Below are 17,975 nucleotides of genomic sequence, written 5' to 3' on the forward strand. Positions count from 1 at the left end.
CCGGCCGTGGGCGCGCTTCGTCTGGTCCTCGGCGACCAGCTCAGCGATGATCTGAGCGCCCTGGCCGACATCGGTCCGGGCGACACGGTCCTGATGGCCGAGGTGGCTGACGAAGCCACCTATGTCCGCCACCACAAGCAGAAGATCGTTCTGGTCCTCGCGGCCATGCGCGCCTTCGCCGACCGCCTCCGGGCTGCGGGCCATACGGTCCGCTATGTGGCGCTCGACGATCCCGACAATACCGGCTCGATTGCGGGCGAGATCGAGCGGGCCATTGCCGAGACCGGTTGCGACCGCCTGATCCGGACCCTGTGCGGCGAATGGCGGCTGGAGCAGGCCCTCAATGCAGTCGCAGAGCGCTTGTCCGTGCCCGTCGAGGCGTGTGAGGATAGCCGCTTCATCTGCTCATCCGGGCGCTTCCAGACCTGGGCTCAGGGCAAGCGCCAGCTGCGCATGGAGTACTTCTATCGCGAGATGCGCCGCGAGACGGGCCTGCTGATGGACGGCGACCAGCCCGAAGGCGGGCAGTGGAACTATGACGCCGAGAACCGCAAGAAGCTGCCGACCGGCATCGCGGCACCGCGCCGCAAACGCTTCGCGCCCGACGCGGCCACTCGCCAGGTCATGGCGCTGGTCGAGAGCCGGTTCTCCGATCATTTCGGCGATCTGGACAGCTTCGACTGGCCGGTGACGCATGAGCAGGCCGAAGCCGCCCTGTCGCACTTTCTGGCGGACATCCTGCCGTCGTTTGGCGACTGGCAGGACGCCATGGCCGAGGGCGAGGCCTTCCTGTGGCACAGCCTGATCTCGACGTCGCTCAACCTTGGCCTTCTGGATCCGCTGGATGTTTGTCGCCGGGCCGAAGCCGAGTATCGCAAGGGCCGGGTCCCTATGAATGCCGTCGAGGGTTTCATCCGTCAGGTGCTGGGCTGGCGCGAGTTCGTGCGAGGCATCTACTGGCTGAAGGTGCCGGAATACCGCCATCGCAATGCCCTTGATGCCGACCGGACCCTGCCGTGGTTCTACTGGTCGGGAGACACGGACATGGCCTGCGTGGCCGATGTCGTGACCCAGGCCCGCAAGCATGCCTACGCCCACCACATCCAGCGGCTGATGGTGACGGGCAATCTGGCCATGCTGCTGGGCGTGCATCCGGATCCGGTCGACGACTGGTACATGGTCGTCTTTGCCGATGCCTTCGAATGGGTGGAGATGCCGAACACCCGGGGCATGGCAACCTTTGCCGACGGCGGCATCGTGGGGTCAAAGCCCTATGCCGCGTCCGGGGCCTATATCGACCGGATGAGCGACTACTGCGCCGGATGTCGCTACAGCGTGAAGCAGAAGACGGGGGAGGGGGCCTGTCCCTTCAACCGCCTCTACTGGGGCTTTCTGGAGCGAAACCGGAAAACGCTTCGGGACAATCCCCGGCTGGCCATGCCGTTCCGGACGCTGGAACGGTGGGCGCCCGAACAGAGGCAGGCCCTCGTCGATGAGGCAGAGGCCTGTCGAGAGGCCCTCGGAGCGACGCCTCGCCGCTGATCCGGTCTGTGGGCGGATATCATTGCCGTCTTGAACACGACGGACGAAGCGCCACATACTTTCTCCGTGATGTCCGCCGAGTGTCGGGGACGAGGAGGTATTTCGCCGCTATCGGGAAATGCCGTGTGGGCCAGACGTAGCGACGTCGGCCAGGAGAGTAGAATGTCCGAGACCAAGACCCTTCCCGTCCTGCCGCTCCGCGATATCGTGGTGTTTCCGCACATGGTCGTGCCCCTGTTCGTCGGGCGCGAGAAATCCGTGCGGGCGCTCGACGAGATCATGAAGGGCGAAAAGCAGATCCTGTTGGCGACCCAGAAAAACTCGGTCGACGACGACCCGGGTCCTGATGCCATCTACTCGATCGGCGTGCTGGCCAATGTGCTGCAGCTGCTGAAACTGCCGGACGGCACGGTCAAGGTGCTGGTCGAGGGCAAGGGGCGGGCGCGTCTGGTGCGCTTCACCGACCAGGCCGATTATTTCGAAGCCGAGGCCGAGGACATCGTCGATGAATCGACCGATCCCGCGCGCGCCGAAGCGCTGTCGCGCGCAGTGGTCGAACAGTTCGAAAGCTATGTGAAGCTCAACAAGAAGGTGCCGCCCGAAGCGCTGACCTCCATCCCGCAGATCACCGACGCGTCGAAGCTGGCCGACTCGGTGGCCGCGCACCTGTCGGTCAAGATCGCTGACAAGCAGACGCTGCTGGAAACCATAGACGTGCCGGCACGGCTGGAGGGGGTCTATGCCCTGATGGAGGGCGAGATCAGCGTCCTCCAGGTCGAGAAGAAGATCCGCTCGCGCGTGAAGCGCCAGATGGAGAAGACCCAGCGCGAATATTATCTGAACGAGCAGATGAAGGCGATCCAGCGCGAGCTGGGCGAGACCGACGACGCGCGCGACGAGGTGATGGAGCTGGAAAAGCGCATCCGCAAGACGCGCCTGTCCAAGGAAGCGCGGGCCAAGGCGGACACCGAGGTCAAGAAGCTGCGCAACATGAGCCCCATGTCGGCAGAGTCGACGGTGGTCCGGAACTATCTCGACTGGCTGCTGGGCATTCCCTGGGGCAAGGCCCGGGCCAAGACCATCAATCTCGACAAGGCCGAGGCGATCCTCGAAGAGGACCACTATGGTCTGGAGAAGGTCAAGGAACGGATCATCGAATATCTGGCCGTGCAGGCGCGCACCAACAGCCTGAAGGGTCCGATCCTGTGCCTCGTCGGCCCTCCGGGTGTCGGCAAGACCTCGCTGGCCAAATCGATCGCCAAGGCCACCGGCCGGGAATACGTCCGCATGTCGCTGGGCGGCGTGCGCGATGAGGCCGAGATCCGCGGCCATCGCCGGACCTACATCGGGTCCATGCCGGGCAAGATCATCCAGTCGATGAAGAAGGCCAAGACCACGAACGCCTTCATCCTGCTGGATGAGATCGACAAGCTGGGCGCCGACTGGCGCGGTGACCCGTCGTCGGCTCTGCTCGAGGTGCTGGATCCGGCCCAGAACGCCAACTTTGGCGATCACTATCTCGAGGTCGACTACGACCTGTCGAACGTCATGTTCGTGACGACGGCCAACAGTCTGAACATGCCCCAGCCCCTGCTGGACCGCATGGAAGTGATCCGGGTGGCCGGCTACACCGAGGACGAGAAGGTCGAGATCGCCAAGCGGCACCTGCTGCCCAAGTTGACCAAGGATCACGGCCTCAAGGACGGCGAGTGGATCGTGCCGGACGAGACGATCCGCGATCTGATCCGCTACTATACCCGCGAGGCCGGTGTTCGGTCGCTGGAGCGTGCGCTCGGCGGACTGGCCCGCAAGGCCGTGCGGGAGATGGCGCGCGGCAAGCTGCTGACCATCACCGTCGATGCGGACAAGCTGTCCGAGTACGCGGGCGTTCGCAAGTACCGCTATGGCGAGACGGACGAGGAGGACCAGGTCGGGATCGTTACCGGTCTGGCCTGGACCGAGTTCGGCGGCGACATCCTGACCATCGAGGCGATCAAGATGCCGGGCCGCGGACGCATGACCGTGACCGGCAACCTCAAGGAGGTGATGAAGGAGTCGATCTCGGCGGCGGCCAGCTATGTCCGCGCCCGGGCTCTGACCTTTGGCGTGAAGCCGCCGGTCTTTGAAAAGACCGACATCCACGTCCACGTGCCGGATGGCGCGACGCCCAAGGACGGTCCGTCGGCCGGTGTGGCCATGACGGTTGCCATGGTCTCGGTCCTGACCGGCATTCCGGTGCGCAAGGACATCGCCATGACGGGCGAGATCACCCTGCGTGGCCGGGTGACGGCCATCGGTGGCCTTAAGGAAAAGCTGCTGGCGGCGCTCCGTTCGGGGGTCAAGACGGTGCTGATCCCACAGGAGAACGAGAAGGACCTCGCCGACGTGCCCGACAACGTCAAGCAGGCGCTGGAGATCGTCCCGGTCTCGACCGCTGACGAGGCGCTGAAGTGGGCGCTGGTCGGAACGCTGACTCCGGTTGAGTGGGACGAGGCGACCGATCCCCTGCCGTCGCGGATGCCAGGCGCCGAGCCGGGCCCCGACGCCGTCATCAGCCACTGATGTCGCGGCCGGAGCTGGTCGGTCGTATCGCGCGGGCCGCCGACCTCACGCCCGATCAGGCGCGGGCCGCGCTCGATGCCATGCTGGACGGCATCACTGAAGGGCTGGCCGAGGGGCGGACGGTGCGTCTGACCGGCTTCGGGGCCTTCGTTCCGGCTGACCGGCCGGAAAGAGAAGGGCGCCACCCCGCCACCGGGGAGCGACTGATCCACCCGGCCACGCGGACGGTCCGGTTCCGACCGGGTGAAGGGTTGAAAAGCGCCTTGAACGGCTGAGCCCGCGCAGGCATAGCCACGGAGACGGGCGGCTAGCTCAGCTGGTCAGAGCACCTCGTTTACACCGAGGGGGTCGGGGGTTCGAACCCCTCGCCGCCCACCACAAAAGAAAAGGGCCGCCGGAGTGATCCGGCGGCCCTTTGTCTGTTCTGTCCGCAGCCTAGAAGCGGAAGCTGGCCCGCAGCAGCAGCATGTAGCGCATGTAGTCGCCGATCATTTCGGCATCCGCGCTGACGCTCAGCATGCCCAGTTCGTTGCCGACATTCAGACGGACGCCGATGATCGGGCCACCGCCCTCAATGGTATCGGGGTCGAGGCTGAACGACGGGCCACCGCTGGCGAAACGGGCAATCGTGGATCCCGGATCGACCGAGATGTTCTGACGCCAGCCGATGCGGAATTCCGGTTTGAGCCAGCTGTCCTCGTCGATTGTGTAGGCAATGTTCATGGCAGCCACGGCCGAGAACATGTGACCATCCCGCTCATCGATGATCAGGTCGAACCCGGCCCCGCCGCCAACTTCTTCGCGGGCATCCTCGCTCAGCGAGAAATATTCGGCATAGACCTCGGGACGCAGGGTGAACCGGCCGTATTCGCGCTCGTAGGACGCGCCACCGGCGGCGGCCAGGGTGAAGCCGTTCCAGCTCGACTCATTCCGGATGTTCAGCCCACCCCCGACGAACTGACGGTCGGCCTCAAACGAGGCGTAGCCGGCGGCAGCCCGGGCCCAGGTCGTCCAGTATTGGCCCTGGGCACGCCAGTAGAGCCCGAGCTCGACCAGATTGGCGGTCAGGTTCTCCTCGGCCTCGGACTCAGGGTCTTCGAGGTCGGAAGAGGTGAAGGCGATACTGACGCCCAGTGCGCCGTTGGTCGTGCCGTATTCGACACCACCCGCGACGCCGAAGCCTTCGGACCGGAAGCCGTAGGTGTCGGTCTTGTCCTTGTCGGCGTAGAAGGTGATTTCCTGAAGCCAGGCGCTGGTTTCACCCGGCTGGGCCGAGGCATTGCGGCCCACCAGGGCGCGCGTGACGGCGTCTACCCCGCTGGCCAGAGAAAGCAGCGGGCCACCCGAATGGTCAGGCAGCATCTGCTCGTACAGATTGATGAACCCGTCGCGGCCGGTCTGGTTGATGAAGGCCGTCAGGATACCGGAGTCACGGTCCAGCGCGTCATAGATGGCGTCGTAGGCAGAGGCCTCGACGGAAATGAAGCCGGCTTCCTCTGCCGTCCGGCGGCGAACATCGACGTAGACCTCATTGTTCGGAAGGTCTGCGCCCGCATCCAGAATGAACAGGTAGGGCGCGTTGTCCGCAATGGCATCCAGATCGAGGTTGCCGAAATTGAGGGTTCCCGCGTCGATTACGGTGAAGCGGCTGGTGCCGTTGCCGTTGATCAGGGAGGTGAACCTGACGCCCAGTTCGGCGCCGTCTTCAATCGTCGCGGTTCCGGATACATTAAAGCCGGAAGCAGTGTTGTTGTCACCGTCGATGCTGACGACGAAACGTCCGTCGCTGCCGATCGTCAGGTTCGAGATGTCCATGATGGTCGTCTGGCTGAGATCCAGAACGCCATCGGCGACGGAGATATCCAGCAGGCTGTCGCTGTCCGTAAGGTTGCCGCGGACGAAGGCTCCACCGGTGATCGACAGGGTGTCCAGACCGTCGCCGAACGAGATGTCGCTGAGCACCGTGCCGTTACGGATATCGACCACATCCGCGCCCGAGCCAAGTCGGATGGCGCCGACCATCGAGGGCTCGTCGTTATCAAGGACGCCGTCGCCATCCGTATCCGGATTGTCGGTGGTCGGTGTCGCGGCGATTCCGTCCTGGATAATCGTCACGCCCGTGGTGTTGGCTTCAACATTGATCAGGGTCGTGGTGCCGGTGATCGGATCGCCGTTCTCATTGGCGAACATGTTGGACTGCATCGAGCCGGTGTTCGTGATCGATGTCAGGGTGCCGCTGAGGTCGAGCAGGGCGGTGAGGTCGGCCGTGCCGCCACCTGACGAGGCCAGGAACTGTCCGTTGTTGACGAACGTCGGCAGACTGGCGCCGGCTTCGATCAGCAGGGTCGTCACCGTCGTGTTCAGGTCGGAGGCCGAAGCCGCCGTGAGCGATCCGTCATTGATGAACACGGGCGTGGTCACGCCGCTCGAGAGCCGCACACCGACGGAGTTGGCATCGTAGGCCAGGGCCGCGACCGACCCGGAGTTAAGGATGCCGCCCTCGATTATGACGTCCTGGCCGCCTGCCAGGCCGAAACGAATTCCGTTGGCCTCTATGCCGTCATACACGCCTTGGGCGCTGACGGAGCCCTGATTGATGAATCCGTAGGCAAGGTCGCCCGTACCGGCCAGGCCAAGCGTGATCGTCTGGGTGTCGGAGCCGACGAGGATCGCCGGGGCTTCGCCAAAAACATTGATCTGGGCGCCGTCTTCGTCGGCGTCAGCAATGCCGTCGCCGTCCTCATCGGTCTCGTTCTCATCGTTGTCAGCGGGAGGGCGGCCGAAGGTCACGCCGCCGGCAACATTGCCGGCGATGATCACGGCGGGACCTCCCTGCAGAAGATCGTCGGCATCAAGATTGGCGATGAACGTATCGTTCGGGCGGCTCGTATAGCGATATCCGGTTGACGATATCGAGCCCTGGATATTGAGGCCGCCCGTAACGTCGCCGAACATGCCAATCGCTGTCGAACCACCGCCGACGGTCGAAATGCTGCCGCCCAGATAGACAGTGCCGTCGATGGTGCCGAGCGCCCGCACAGCCATGCTGTTGTCGCCTATGACCCGGATGGTGCCATGACTGGTCAGGTTGCCAATGAGGTCGCTTTCCAGGGAGATGCCGAATGAGTCATTCCCCTCGACCAGCATGGTCGCGCCGTTCTGCAGGACGACGTTGCCACTCATCGCGCCGGCGCCATCGAGCCGAATACCAAAGCGGTTGGACCCCGTGGCGAACGGACCATCCAGATCGCCGTCCCCGTCAGCATCAGTGCTCTCGGCCATGTCGTCGCCGACGATGATGGACCCCGCAACCGTGATGTCCGTCGTATTGCCGCCCTCGATCAGGATGGCGGTCGAACCGCTTGCGGTGTTCGACATCGTGATGTTGCCGCCGGCATTGATCGAGAAGTCATTGCTGGAATTGACAGTAACAGCCGTGCCCGACGCCAGAATGATGGTGCCGCCGGAAGTGATGATGATGTCATCGGGGCCGTTGCCCGCAGGGTTGGCCGTCGTGATCGGCGTCGTGCGCGAGGAATCAATGGCCACCTGGGCGTTTGCGCCGCAGGCGAAGAGAAGGGGAGCGATCGCCGCTGCGGTCGCATACAGATAACGCATTCGGAACAAACCCCTCGTGGAAACTCGCGAGCCGTTAGATTCAGACCATCTAGCAGGATGGCAACGGTTCTGTCCCAAGTTTCCCGAATTTGAGGCGAATGCAAGGCCGAGAGGTCGATTTGGCGACTTGGGGTGCCGGTTGTGGCTTGCATGATAAGATATCGAGGTGATATCATTTTGCTCTGTCTGGAGGGTGAAAATGTCCGACGCTCAATCCCGATCGCCGACGGGTTCGCATTCCCTGTCGCGCGAGCATCCGGCCCGAACGGGCAACGGCATTCTGATGCTGCTGATGTCGCTGGCCCTGATGGTGGCGGGGGCCCTGGCGGTCTTCGCCCAGCCCGACTCGCCGCTCAATTTGGTCGGGGGCATTCTGCTTCTGTCGCTGGGGTTCATCCTGCTGTGCGGGCTCTATGCCCTGCAGCCGAACGAGGCGATGGCCATCCTGCTGTTCGGGGACTATCGCGGCACCGATCGCAAGACGGGACTTCGCTGGGTGCTGCCTTGGTATTCGCGCAAGAAGATCAGTCTGCGCGTCCGAAACCTGACCAGCGACAAGCTGAAGGTGAACGACAGACGCGGCAATCCGATCGAGATCGCGGCCAACGTCGTCTGGCGTGTCGAGGATTCGGCCCAGGCCCTGTTCGATGTCGATGATTTCCGGGCCTTCGTGAACATTCAGGTGGATACGGCCCTCCGGGACATGGCGGTCCACTATGCCTATGACCATGGCGAGGAACATGAGCTCACGCTGCGCTCCGATGCCGAGGAAGTGGCAACCCGGCTGCGTGATGAGCTGGTCGGTCGGATCGCCGTGGCCGGAGTCGCCATCGATGAGGCGCGTATCGCCCACCTCGCCTACGCCCCCGAGATCGCCGGCGCCATGCTGAAACGTCAGCAGGCCGAGGCCGTGCTGGCGGCCCGTCGCCTGATTGTGCGCGGTGCGGTCGAGATGGTTGAGAACGCGCTCCAGGATTTGAATACCCGAGGTGTCGTGGACCTGGACGAAGACCGCAAGGCCGCCATGGTGTCCAACCTGCTGGTCGTGCTGTGTGCGGACCGCGAAGCTCAGCCTGTGGTGAATGCGGGCACGCTGTACGGCTGATCCTCTGATATGCCGAAAGACCGGAAAGCCTTCCTGCTCAGGACATCGCCCAAGGTCATGGCGGCGGTCGAGCGGCTGGCCGCTGCCGAGTTTCGCTCGGTCAATGCCCAGGTCGAGGTCCTGATCCGGGAAGCCCTTGGTCGAAGGGGGCGACAGATTGACGAGGATCTGCCGGGTACGGACGAGACTTGAGATTGCCCTCCGCTGGGGTTACGGGCGATCATGGTAAAGTCAAAGTCCCCCCTGAAGCGGAAGTCCCTGGCCGATGGATCGAGCCGGGAAACCGGACTCAAGCTGGCTCGAAGCCTGCGCGGGCAGGAAGTTCAGGAGACTGAACTGCGGCTCATCCCCGGCCTCGACGAGGAAGTGTCTGAGGCCTTTCAGGCCGTAAAAAAGGTCGCGGCGGATGCCCGCCCCCGGCTGGTCGATACGACCATGCTGTACGCTCCCCGGTCCGGCGGCGTGAAGCGCTATCTGTTGTCCAAAAAGGCCTGGCTGGCCGACAACCGGCCCGATATCGCCCACAGTCTGGTCGTGCCGGGGGCCCGCCACCGGGTCGGGAGTGACGATGTGATGCGGCTGCATGCCGCCAAGTTGCCGTTCGGCGATGGCTATCGCTGGCCGTCGTCCGTGCGCCGCTGGGGCGCCTGGGTGTCGGCGCTCAAGCCTTCGGTGATCGAGGCGGGCGATCCCTATACCCCCGGGCAGGGCGCGCTTGAGGCGGGCCAGAGGGTCGGCTGTCCTGTGATCGGCTTCTGCCACTCGGACCCTGCCGGCCTGGCCGCACTTCACTTCGGCGAATGGGCCAAGAAGCCGGTTGAAAAGCGCTGGGCCCGCCTCTTCTCGCAGTTCGACACCGTGGTCTCGCCCAGTCGCTTCATCGCGCGTCGGCTGGAGGAAGCGGGCATCCAGAACATCGTCATCCGCCCCCTGGGCGTCGAGATCGACACCTTCCGGCCGGATCGCCGGGACCGGCAATGGCTGCTGGATCAGCTGGGCCTCCCGGAGAGCGCGCGTCTGTTGTGCTTTGCCGGACGTCCGGCCAAGGAAAAGAACATCGATGTCCTGATCGAGGCGGTGCAGTTGCTGGGCGACCCCTATCATCTGGTGCTGGTCGGGGCGGGCACCGGCATGCCGCCCGAAGATCGGGTGATCGCCATGCCGTATGAGACCGACCCCAAGGCCGTGGCAAAGATCATCGCCAGCTGCGACGCTTTCGTACACGCTAATGACAAGGAGCCGTTCGGCCTGATCGTGCTCGAGGCCATGGCCTGCGGCCGCCCGGTCGTGGGGGTCAATGCCGGCGGTGTGGCCGAGACGGTCGACACGTCCGTCGGGCAGTTGGCCGATCGGGCCGAACCGAGGGCCTATGCCGAGGCCGTCTCGGCCCTGTTCGAGCGGGATATCGAGGCCATCGGTCGGGCCGCCCGCACCAAGGCCGAGACCCGCTTTGCCTGGAACCGGGTGTTCGAGGATCTGTGCCGCGTCTATGGTGAGGCGAGCGGCGAGGCCGCCTTTACCCGGAGCAAAGCGGAATGACGAAGCCCCTGATTGCCGGACTGGCCATGGCTGCAGGCTTGGCCTTGTGCGCGAGTGCGGCCTCCGCCCAGACAGTCTACATCGTCCGTCATGCCGAGAAGGCCAGTGATACCGAGCGGGATCCGGTGCTTTCCGAGGCTGGCATGGCGCGCGCCGAGGCGGTCGCTGCCCTGTTTGAGGACGGCGCTCCCGATCTGGTCGTCGTGAGCCCCTTGCAGCGGACGCGCCTGACCGCAGGCCCGACGGTCACGGCGTCGGGCGCCTTCGTAGCGGTCAGCCCGCTGGAGGCCGGCGTGGAGGCCCATGTCGAGACCATCCGCCAGGGTGTGCTGGCCCTGCCGGAGGATGCGGTGGTGCTGATCTCTGGCCACAGCAACACCGTACCCCTGATTGCGCGGGCGCTGGGCTATGAGACCCCGGATATGACCGAATGCGAGTATGACCGCCTGATCCGGATCGAGCTCAGGAACGGTCAGGTCTCCGGCGAGACGCTGCGGTATGGTGCACCGAGCACCTGCTGAAGCCTGACCGTTCGGAACATCGGCTCGGCCCGGCGCATTGGCTTCCTGACCAAGGAGGCCTGTCATGAACGACCGTTTTGAAGCCCGCGCGGACGACATCGCAGATCAGGAGCGCGACATTCAGTCGGGCATCGATGCCAAAGATGCCCGGTCAAGTGACGAGACGCCCACCGGAGCGGTGCAGGCCGGCGCCCGGCGCTATCCCGAGCCACCGTTTCCGAAGCAGCGCCAGACCAAGCCGGGCGACGAGGCCGCCCTTGATCCCCAGCCGATGTATGACGCCCCCTTCTGGATGGGCTCGGGCAAGCTGGAGGGCTTTGCCGCCCTGATCACTGGCAGCGATTCCGGCATCGGGCGCGCAGTAGCCGTTCTGTTCGCGCGGGAGGGCTGCGACGTCGCCATCTGCCATCTGGATGAGGAAGCCGACGCCGAAGACACGCGAAAGGCGGTCGAGGCCGAGGGCCGCAAGGCGATCGTGCTCAAAGGCGATGTCGCTGACCCCGAGTTCGCACAGGCTGCGGTCAAGGCCACGCTTGACGCCTTTGGTCGCTTGGACGTCGTGGTTCCCAACGCCGCCTTTCAGGAGCATGCGCCGGCGTTCGAAGACCTGACGTTCGAGCATTTCGACCGGACGCTGAAGACCAATCTCTATGGCTATTTCAACATCTGTCAGTCCGCCGTTCCGCACCTGAAGAATGGCGGGGCCATCGTGATGACCGGGTCGGTCACGGGCATCATGGGCAATGACCAGCTGCTCGACTATTCCATGACCAAGGGCGGCATCCATGCCTTTGCCCGATCGCTGGGTACCCATCTGGCCCCGCGCGGCATCCGGGTGAATGTGGTGGCGCCCGGCCCAGTCTGGACCCCGCTCAACCCGGCGGATCGCGATGCCGAGGGCACGTCGAAATTTGGCTCAGGCTCGGTGATGAAGCGCCCTGCCCAGCCCGAGGAGATCGCCCCGGCCTATGTGTTTCTGGCCTCGCCGCAGTGCTCCAGCTACATCACGGGTGAAGTTCTGCCGATCATCGGCGGCTACGGCGGCGGCTAGACGAGGGATCAATCCCCCGCTGGTTGAAAGCGCCGCATGATGGCCCAACCATCCCCTAGGGTCCGCGCTTACCGCTCCGGGGGGCAGCGTGCGACCGATCCTGATCCTGTTGGCTGTGCTTTTGGCACTGTGGCTGCCCTCGTCCGACGGCGTGCCGTCTGCCGGTGCGGAAACGGGTCCGGCCTCCAGCCCGCCTGCAGGCCCCGAAGGCGTGGTCGTGCTGCCGGCCAGTCCCGGGCGATATGGCAATCTCCAGCACATGCGGACGCCAATGCCGCCCCGGTCAATCGCCTTGACCTTCGATGACGGACCGGACCCCAGCTATCTGCCAAGGGTGCTCGATATCCTCGACGCCCGTGGCATCAGGGCGACCTTCTTCTTCGTGGGCATCTATGCCGAGCGACGTCCCGATCTGGTGCGGGAGGTGACGCGGCGCGGGCACAATGTGGCCAGTCACAGCTGGTCGCATCCGACGCGGCTGAGATACTGGAGCCCTGCCGAGGCCCACCGCGAGATCCGCCGGGGATTTGCAGCGCTGGATCAGGCGCTGGCTGACTCGCCTCCTGATCAGCGGGCGCGGCTTGAACCGATGTTCCGCTTTCCCGGGTTGAATGAGAGCCCGGCCCTCGCCGGCTGGCTGGAAGACCGCGGCATTCTGGTGGTGTCGGCCGAAGGCGGGACCGATGATTGGCGCGGCCTGAGCGCCGATGCGATTCTGCGCCGGACCGTTTCGGTCATGGAGGCATCGGGCGGCGGGGTGCTGATCCTGCACGAAACCCGGCCCCGGATGATCGAGGCCCTGCCGGCGCTGCTGGATACGCTGACCGCGCGAGGCTTCACCTTCGTCCAGATCACCGCCGGCCCCGAGGGACGCAGGCAGGCAACCGAAGCCCCGGACCCGCTGTTCGGGCCCTGAGCAGGGTCTCTATATGATCGTTTAAAAGGGGAGGGGATGCGCCATTCCGACAGTGTCAGGAATGGCGCGAGTGACGGGGCTCGAACCCGCGACCTCCGGCGTGACAGGCCGGAGAATTGGCTAATGGTTTCAAAGCTTGTTCCAACTTCTGGCTCCAAAGACGGGTCAATGCCTTTAGTATGTTACGCTAGCCAGTTGGAACGCCGGAGGCGTCAACCTACTGGGTCACCGCCAAATCGTGGTGATCTCGACTGGATCAATGTTCAACATCTTTTCAGGTGGGTCGTTGAATGTCTTGCCTCCGACTAAGGCATATTCGGCGAGCCACGGCTCAAGGCGTCTTTGTGCCGCAAAAAGATGGGCTCCAGAAGTGCAGACATCGTCGAACAAAATCGGTGTTCCTCCCGGATAATCCTCGGTGAGAACCATCTTCTGATACAATCGCGATTTGTCGCGGCCACCGTTCAAATGTGATTTGGGCATTACCTCTGAGAACCGCAGGCCGCTGAACGCTTGGCAGCCTGGGCCGTAAGCTGCAGCTATGCCCTCTGCGAAACGTTTTGTCGGATAGTCGCTGGACCCTGCAATGGCGTCGCTGTTTGGCACAGCCACGACCACTGGGTTTATGACGTTCATCTCCGAGATTCGTTGAGCTCCCCATTTGAAGAACGCCTCGTGCAGCCTTTTGTAATTCGTGTGATCGAAACGCTGCGGAGGTTTGCCGAGCATGACGTACGACCGACTTAGGGCGCCCATGTCCTCCTTGAGCGCCTTGACCAGATAGCGTGCGGTCCAGTCGATCTTACGGAACTTGCGCTCCTCTGGATCCCAGCTGGGATAGCCGCACAAAGCGGTCACTCGAATGCTGGCTTGCCTCACGCAAGCTTGCCAAGAATGTCCGCAGACGACTCGACCACGACGGTCTTCGAGTACGACTCGAAGGAGGCTGGCCACTTCAATGAAGAATCCTGGAACACTGACTTCAGGATAAACAGCCAGCGTCCGAGTCTTTGACACTCAGCTGCTTGGTGAAGCGTGCCGGATGTATCGGACGCCTCGACGATGACACTGCCGTCACTGACAGCCGCCATAACCCGATTGCGCTTGGGGAAGTTCGACGGAAACACTCGAGTCCCCAAGTCGAACGGACTGATCAGCAGATGTTCACGCGCAATCAGATCCTGGAGATCTTTGTGCTCCGCTGGGTACGCCTTGTCTAAGGGGGTACCGATCACGGCAACCGTTCTGCCCCCAGCGGACAGCGCCGCTCGGTGGGCAAATGAGTCGACCCCCTTGGCTAGGCCAGACACGATCGTGACCCCAGCGACTGCGAGCTCACGGCTCAAGCGGTTAGCACGTGAGGCACCTTCGCTCGACACGTCGCGGGCACCGACAATCGCAATGGCCGGATGCTGCAGGTGATCCAAGTCTCCGCGATAGTTCAAGATGGCCTTCGAGCCGTCGCCAGTCAGAAATGACTGTTGGGCGGGCTCCAGACCTGGCCGCGCAATCAGTTCGAGAAGAGCGCCGAGCGCAACTTGCTTACCGCCGCTCGACCCGCCCGGCCGAACCCTACTGTTACGCCTTGGCCTCGCGGGCTCGCGGCTCACAATTTGAGCTTCCATGTCGGCATCTCTCAATCCTAGATGACATCTGGCGCTGATTCACCTGTCGCCGCAAACAGACCGTCGCTCAGTGGCAGATCATAGACCACGGTACTGGCACTCAAAAGGTCTGGGAGCACGCCGGTGATCGACAATATCGAATTGGCCGGTCGGAAAACCCAGTGCCTTTCCGTGGCGGAGGGGGCGTCCACGATTGGGGCCATTGCGCTCTTAGCACCTCATAGGGCTTATGCTCTCCGGTTGGAACGCCCCGACACCCGATCAACCTCGGCCGCCAGCCGCTCCCGCCCTTGCTCCCGCGTGACCGCGATCTGTCGGGCTTTGGACACCGTCGCCGGCGTGTACGTGGCGTCGAGGAAGGCGCTGCTGTCCATGCTGTTGGCCAGCAGCTCGGCCATGGTCGATTTGTCCGCGCCAGCGGCGTCGGCTTCGACGTTGCCCGACCTGCGGATGTCCAGGAACTGGCGCTGATCTCCGGGGAAGACGTGGGCCCGGACAGCGCGGAAGTCCTGCGCGAAGTAGTTCTTGCCGCTCACGCCCAGCGCATAGGCCTTGCCGCTCTTGCGGCGGATCAGGGCGGCGGTCGGTAGCAGGTCAGCCCCGAGATCTTTCAGATAGGCCTGCAGCGCGGCCGCAGTCTCGTCCGACAGGTGACCGAAGGCTTCCCGGTCTGTCTTGGTCCGGGAGCGATGCAGGTACCAGCCGACCGCGTCCCGTCTCAGCTGTTGCTTGGTCAGGGTGCGCACGTCGACTGGCGAGAACAGGGTGTCCCAGGCGATCATGATGGCCACGGCCATACCGTCCATCTCCAGCTCATAGGCGCCGGCGACCAGCTTCTGGATCTCGGAGCCTAGCCAGATCTGCGAACGCCCTTGGGGCTGGGGATTGGCCACGGCCAAGGCAGGAGACTTGATGTTGAGCCGCAGCCGGACGATCGCGTCGGCGAACAGCGCTCGGAGGCACTTCATGACCCGGTAGCGCTCCGAAGGCGACAGCGTGGTGTCGAGCACTTCCTCGAAGTCCTCAATGTCCGTCACGCTGATTTTGGTGATCGTCTTGCGCCCCAGATGCGGGCCGATGTGCTTCCAGGCGCGCTCGTAGTCTTCCTTGGTGCGCAGCGCCTTCTTTCGCCAGGCCTTCGATTTGGCTTTGAACAGCCGGTAGTACTCACCCAGCGAGCCGGGCGGGTACGTCTCCTCGACCGTGAACGTCTCGCTGCCGTCGCGGGCCCGCAGCCACTTTTCGTACAGGGATTGCGCCTCGGCCCACGCAGGTGGCGCGTCAGGGCCCAGGGGCTTCGGCAAGAAGCCGAGAGCCCTCATGGTCGGCGTCGGCTCCCAGAACAGGTTGCCTCGCTTGTTCCTGACGTACCTGAGCTTAATCGCTGCCACCTTCGCTGAACGCATCCTCCATCAGCCGAGCGCAGCGCTCAGCCTCTGAAGCGGGATGAGAGTCGTCAAGCGCGATCAGCGAAAAGCTGTCGCGCCGGAAGTCGATGCGGCCGATCGGCAAGCCCCCGGCCAGTGCGCCCTCTACCGCCTTTCGCACATCATCCTTGCGCCACGTCTCTCGGGAGCGCGGTCTCGAGCGATGGTCTGTGGCAGCGGAGGTCATGGGCGGCTTCTCAATGTGCTGGCACCGGGGCGCCGTCAGGCGGCTTCCAGTTCGCGTGCCAGCTCGCCGGCCGAGGGCCCGGCGATAGCTCTGGCGACACTCAGCAGCGAAAGCCGCCGATCGCGCGGCATGCTGACGAACAGGCTGGCCAGCTCGCGCCCGCTACCGGTCGCGCCGAGGCGATAGATGGCCGACGGCTCCGCCGCGCGGCCGAGTTGGCGGTCCTCACGCGGCGGGAACAGGTCCTGGACCTCGACGCTCAGGAAGTCGGCGATCAGGGCCAGCTTCGATGCCGAAACCCGGTTGGTGCCCTTTTCGTACTTCTGGACCTGCTGAAAGGTCACGCCGATCGCGGCGCCCAACTGCGACTGGTTGAACTCGCGCTGCTGGCGCAGGCTGGCAATGCGCTGCCCGACCTGGACGTCGATTGGGTGAGGGGTTCTGGCTGTGTCGGACATGGTCAGGCTCCGGGGTTCAGGGTGGATGCGGCCAGCCAAGCGAGCAGATAGGCCGCGAGAAGGATGGCCAACAGGCCGAGGAAGTGTCGGCGCTTCATGCCCGCCGCTCGGGCCAAAGCCGCCAGATGACCAGCACGGCGATGGCCACGAAGATCGTCACCGGCCGCCCGATCAGCAGGGAATCGACCAGGCCGAGGCCGATGCCTGCGACGGCAACGCCAGCGAACAGCCAGGCCACCGGATTGCGCGGTCGCCGTCGCTCGGGCAAGCGACTGAGATAGGCGATGGGGCGACGCGAGCCGACCTCGCTGCCCACGATGTTATGCTGGCTCATCGGGCATCCCTCCGGGCAATGGCATCGACCTGGTCGGCGACACAGCGCAGGGCCGTGGTCGCTTCGTCCTGATGGACGGGATGGGCCGACATGCTCACGGACTCGACCCGGCCGGCCTGGCCGGGCACCCACAGGACCAGGGCAAAGGCCAGGCCCGAGCCCTCCAGGCGGCGCTGGATCTCGGCACAGATCTGATCGGGTGCCGCCGCCATCAGACTTCCCCCAGCGCGGACAGATAGAGGTCGAGGATGGCCTCTTCCTCCTGGCGCTTGGCCTTGTCCTGCTTGCGGATGCGCAGCACCTTGCGCAGCACCTTCACGTCATAGCCCTCGCCCTTGGCCTCGGCGAAAACCTCCTTCATGTCACCCATGACGGCCTGCTTGTCCTCCTCGAGGCGCTCGAGGCGCTCGACGAGCGTGCGCAGGCGCCCCTGGGCCGTTGAGGTCAGGACGTCGGGTGACGTCTCAAATGCGGTTCCGTCGGCCATCAGAAGCCTCCATCGATGGTGGTGAGGCTGATCGGGGCCAGGATGACGTAGTGCAGGCCCTCTGACGTTGCCCCCGGATAGCCGCCCTGCAGGGCGAACGGCACACCGTCCGCGCCCTGGGCGAAGACGACGGCATCCGGCAGGGCCAGTGCGTCTAGGTGGGCGATCAACTGTTTGACCGTCAGCATGCCGCGCCTCGTTGGCCGCGAGCATCCCGGCCGCACTGGCGCGTCTTCCTTGCCTCAAGCGCCGCCAGGGCGTGTGCTGGCGTGCGCCCGACCAGGGCGTTGAGCGCGACATTGCACTCCCGCCGGGATGCGCCGGTGAGCAGAGCCACGGTCTCGAGGCTTGCGTGGTCGCGCATCAGCTGGCGCAGCTCGGCCAGCCCTTCAACGGTCCAGCCCGACCGGGCCGGGGGCAGGTCGCAGCGGCAGCGGTTCGTCGCGCCGCATGCGCAGAAGCGGCGGACGATCGTGGCGGGGAACGGGCTCTGCGGGTCTGGGGTGGCGGTTGTCAGCACGAAACTCTCCCTCAATCTGGGGGAGAAGTTCGGATAATCCGACAAATGAGTCAAGGGGTAATAGTCGGATAATCCGACCGTTT

Annotated in this window: 20 protein-coding genes and 1 tRNA gene; 10 read left to right on the forward strand and 11 right to left on the reverse strand. The window is 64.4% G+C overall.

Going from position 1 to position 17,975, the window contains the following annotated elements; genetic code table 11:
* Nucleotides 1-6 precede the first annotated feature (6 nt).
* From B4K74_RS00910 to B4K74_RS00925, 4 genes are all read left to right on the forward strand, one after another.
* Nucleotides 7-1,542: a cryptochrome/photolyase family protein gene (locus tag B4K74_RS00910; protein WP_286691354.1), complete on the forward strand. Its 1,536-nt coding sequence runs from the start codon at nucleotides 7-9 to the stop codon at nucleotides 1,540-1,542.
* A 162-nt stretch (nucleotides 1,543-1,704) separates the two neighbouring features.
* On the forward strand, nucleotides 1,705-4,104 hold the full coding sequence (gene lon / locus B4K74_RS00915) for an endopeptidase La (RefSeq protein ID WP_123286777.1): 2,400 nt from the start codon (nucleotides 1,705-1,707) through the stop codon (nucleotides 4,102-4,104).
* The gene (locus B4K74_RS00920; protein WP_123286775.1) at nucleotides 4,104-4,379 is read left to right on the forward strand and encodes an HU family DNA-binding protein; all 276 of its coding nucleotides are present in this window, start codon (nucleotides 4,104-4,106) and stop codon (nucleotides 4,377-4,379) included. Before lon ends, B4K74_RS00920 begins: the two co-directional genes overlap by 1 nt.
* Before the next feature lie 26 nt (nucleotides 4,380-4,405).
* A tRNA-Val gene (locus B4K74_RS00925) sits at nucleotides 4,406-4,482 on the forward strand.
* A gap of 57 nt (nucleotides 4,483-4,539) precedes the next feature.
* Here the strand turns inward: B4K74_RS00925 and B4K74_RS00930 are convergent.
* Complete coding sequence (locus B4K74_RS00930) at nucleotides 4,540-7,722, reverse strand: autotransporter outer membrane beta-barrel domain-containing protein (protein ID WP_286691355.1); 3,183 nt, start codon at nucleotides 7,720-7,722, stop codon at nucleotides 4,540-4,542.
* 199 nt (nucleotides 7,723-7,921) lie between these two features.
* Here B4K74_RS00930 and B4K74_RS00935 point away from each other — a divergent pair, with 199 nt between their 5' ends.
* The 6 genes from B4K74_RS00935 (at nucleotide 7,922) to B4K74_RS00960 (ending at nucleotide 12,854) form a co-directional block, all read left to right on the forward strand.
* Complete coding sequence (locus B4K74_RS00935; RefSeq protein ID WP_286691356.1) at nucleotides 7,922-8,827, forward strand: SPFH domain-containing protein; 906 nt, start codon at nucleotides 7,922-7,924, stop codon at nucleotides 8,825-8,827.
* Nucleotides 8,828-8,836: 9 nt separating this feature from the next.
* The gene (locus B4K74_RS00940; RefSeq protein WP_123286769.1) at nucleotides 8,837-9,019 is read left to right on the forward strand and encodes a toxin-antitoxin system HicB family antitoxin; all 183 of its coding nucleotides are present in this window, start codon (nucleotides 8,837-8,839) and stop codon (nucleotides 9,017-9,019) included.
* 30 nt (nucleotides 9,020-9,049) lie between these two features.
* Nucleotides 9,050-10,366, forward strand: coding sequence for a glycosyltransferase (locus tag B4K74_RS00945; protein WP_286691357.1), 1,317 nt, complete (start codon nucleotides 9,050-9,052; stop codon nucleotides 10,364-10,366).
* Entirely contained in the window at nucleotides 10,363-10,887 is a 525-nt protein-coding gene (locus tag B4K74_RS00950; protein ID WP_286691358.1) for a SixA phosphatase family protein, read from the forward strand. Before B4K74_RS00945 ends, B4K74_RS00950 begins: the two co-directional genes overlap by 4 nt.
* Before the next feature lie 64 nt (nucleotides 10,888-10,951).
* Nucleotides 10,952-11,938: an SDR family oxidoreductase gene (locus tag B4K74_RS00955; protein WP_286691359.1), complete on the forward strand. Its 987-nt coding sequence runs from the start codon at nucleotides 10,952-10,954 to the stop codon at nucleotides 11,936-11,938.
* Between the two features lie 88 nt (nucleotides 11,939-12,026).
* Nucleotides 12,027-12,854 carry a polysaccharide deacetylase family protein gene (locus B4K74_RS00960; RefSeq protein ID WP_286691360.1) on the forward strand — a complete coding sequence of 276 codons (828 nt, stop codon included), beginning with the start codon at nucleotides 12,027-12,029 and terminating at the stop codon, nucleotides 12,852-12,854.
* A 225-nt stretch (nucleotides 12,855-13,079) separates the two neighbouring features.
* Here the strand turns inward: B4K74_RS00960 and B4K74_RS00965 are convergent, their stop codons facing one another.
* The 10 genes from B4K74_RS00965 to B4K74_RS01010 all read right to left on the reverse strand — a co-directional run bounded on the left by B4K74_RS00965 (nucleotide 13,080) and on the right by B4K74_RS01010 (nucleotide 17,892).
* Entirely contained in the window at nucleotides 13,080-13,733 is a 654-nt protein-coding gene (locus tag B4K74_RS00965; RefSeq protein ID WP_286691361.1) for a phosphoribosyltransferase, read from the reverse strand.
* On the reverse strand, nucleotides 13,730-14,479 hold the full coding sequence (locus tag B4K74_RS00970; RefSeq protein WP_286691362.1) for a DNA-processing protein DprA: 750 nt from the start codon (nucleotides 14,477-14,479) through the stop codon (nucleotides 13,730-13,732). The genes B4K74_RS00965 and B4K74_RS00970 overlap by 4 nt, the downstream gene beginning before the upstream one ends.
* 227 nt (nucleotides 14,480-14,706) lie before the next feature.
* Entirely contained in the window at nucleotides 14,707-15,783 is a 1,077-nt protein-coding gene (locus B4K74_RS00975) for a hypothetical protein (RefSeq protein ID WP_286691363.1), read from the reverse strand.
* A 73-nt stretch (nucleotides 15,784-15,856) separates the two neighbouring features.
* The gene (locus B4K74_RS00980; protein ID WP_286691364.1) at nucleotides 15,857-16,093 is read right to left on the reverse strand and encodes a hypothetical protein; all 237 of its coding nucleotides are present in this window, start codon (nucleotides 16,091-16,093) and stop codon (nucleotides 15,857-15,859) included.
* A 35-nt stretch (nucleotides 16,094-16,128) separates the two neighbouring features.
* Nucleotides 16,129-16,551, reverse strand: a complete 423-nt coding sequence (locus B4K74_RS00985) for a helix-turn-helix domain-containing protein (protein ID WP_286691365.1) — start codon at nucleotides 16,549-16,551, stop codon at nucleotides 16,129-16,131.
* 94 nt (nucleotides 16,552-16,645) lie between these two features.
* Nucleotides 16,646-16,885 carry a hypothetical protein gene (locus B4K74_RS00990; protein WP_286691366.1) on the reverse strand — a complete coding sequence of 80 codons (240 nt, stop codon included), beginning with the start codon at nucleotides 16,883-16,885 and terminating at the stop codon, nucleotides 16,646-16,648.
* Nucleotides 16,882-17,097, reverse strand: a complete 216-nt coding sequence (locus B4K74_RS00995) for a hypothetical protein (RefSeq protein ID WP_286691367.1) — start codon at nucleotides 17,095-17,097, stop codon at nucleotides 16,882-16,884. The genes B4K74_RS00990 and B4K74_RS00995 overlap by 4 nt, the downstream gene beginning before the upstream one ends.
* Nucleotides 17,097-17,372, reverse strand: coding sequence for a DUF2312 domain-containing protein (locus tag B4K74_RS01000; RefSeq protein WP_286691368.1), 276 nt, complete (start codon nucleotides 17,370-17,372; stop codon nucleotides 17,097-17,099). The genes B4K74_RS00995 and B4K74_RS01000 overlap by 1 nt, the downstream gene beginning before the upstream one ends.
* Nucleotides 17,372-17,560, reverse strand: coding sequence for a hypothetical protein (locus B4K74_RS01005; protein WP_286691369.1), 189 nt, complete (start codon nucleotides 17,558-17,560; stop codon nucleotides 17,372-17,374). The genes B4K74_RS01000 and B4K74_RS01005 overlap by 1 nt, the downstream gene beginning before the upstream one ends.
* Nucleotides 17,554-17,892, reverse strand: a complete 339-nt coding sequence (locus B4K74_RS01010; protein WP_286691370.1) for a hypothetical protein — start codon at nucleotides 17,890-17,892, stop codon at nucleotides 17,554-17,556. The genes B4K74_RS01005 and B4K74_RS01010 overlap by 7 nt, the downstream gene beginning before the upstream one ends.
* Nucleotides 17,893-17,975: the final 83 nt, after the last annotated feature.

This window comes from Brevundimonas sp. UBA2503, from assembly GCF_002341485.1.
Taxonomy (GTDB): domain Bacteria; phylum Pseudomonadota; class Alphaproteobacteria; order Caulobacterales; family Caulobacteraceae; genus Brevundimonas; species Brevundimonas halotolerans.

Excerpts from the sequence above, each read along its gene's own strand:
- B4K74_RS00935 (WP_286691356.1), top strand. The coding sequence starts at position 7,922 with ATGTCCGACGCTCAATCCCGATCGCCGACGGGTTCGCATTCCCTGTCG.
- B4K74_RS01005 (WP_286691369.1), bottom strand. The coding sequence starts at position 17,560 with ATGCTGACGGTCAAACAGTTGATCGCCCACCTAGACGCACTGGCCCTG.
- B4K74_RS00950 (WP_286691358.1), top strand. The coding sequence starts at position 10,363 with ATGACGAAGCCCCTGATTGCCGGACTGGCCATGGCTGCAGGCTTGGCC.
- B4K74_RS00995 (WP_286691367.1), bottom strand. The coding sequence starts at position 17,097 with ATGGCGGCGGCACCCGATCAGATCTGTGCCGAGATCCAGCGCCGCCTG.
- B4K74_RS00920 (WP_123286775.1), top strand. The coding sequence starts at position 4,104 with ATGTCGCGGCCGGAGCTGGTCGGTCGTATCGCGCGGGCCGCCGACCTC.
- B4K74_RS00955 (WP_286691359.1), top strand. The coding sequence starts at position 10,952 with ATGAACGACCGTTTTGAAGCCCGCGCGGACGACATCGCAGATCAGGAG.
- B4K74_RS00930 (WP_286691355.1), bottom strand. The coding sequence starts at position 7,722 with ATGCGTTATCTGTATGCGACCGCAGCGGCGATCGCTCCCCTTCTCTTC.
- B4K74_RS00945 (WP_286691357.1), top strand. The coding sequence starts at position 9,050 with ATGGTAAAGTCAAAGTCCCCCCTGAAGCGGAAGTCCCTGGCCGATGGA.
- B4K74_RS00990 (WP_286691366.1), bottom strand. The coding sequence starts at position 16,885 with ATGAGCCAGCATAACATCGTGGGCAGCGAGGTCGGCTCGCGTCGCCCC.
- B4K74_RS00970 (WP_286691362.1), bottom strand. The coding sequence starts at position 14,479 with ATGGAAGCTCAAATTGTGAGCCGCGAGCCCGCGAGGCCAAGGCGTAAC.
- B4K74_RS00985 (WP_286691365.1), bottom strand. The coding sequence starts at position 16,551 with ATGTCCGACACAGCCAGAACCCCTCACCCAATCGACGTCCAGGTCGGG.
- B4K74_RS01000 (WP_286691368.1), bottom strand. The coding sequence starts at position 17,372 with ATGGCCGACGGAACCGCATTTGAGACGTCACCCGACGTCCTGACCTCA.
- B4K74_RS00940 (WP_123286769.1), top strand. The coding sequence starts at position 8,837 with ATGCCGAAAGACCGGAAAGCCTTCCTGCTCAGGACATCGCCCAAGGTC.
- lon (WP_123286777.1), top strand. The coding sequence starts at position 1,705 with ATGTCCGAGACCAAGACCCTTCCCGTCCTGCCGCTCCGCGATATCGTG.
- B4K74_RS00980 (WP_286691364.1), bottom strand. The coding sequence starts at position 16,093 with ATGACCTCCGCTGCCACAGACCATCGCTCGAGACCGCGCTCCCGAGAG.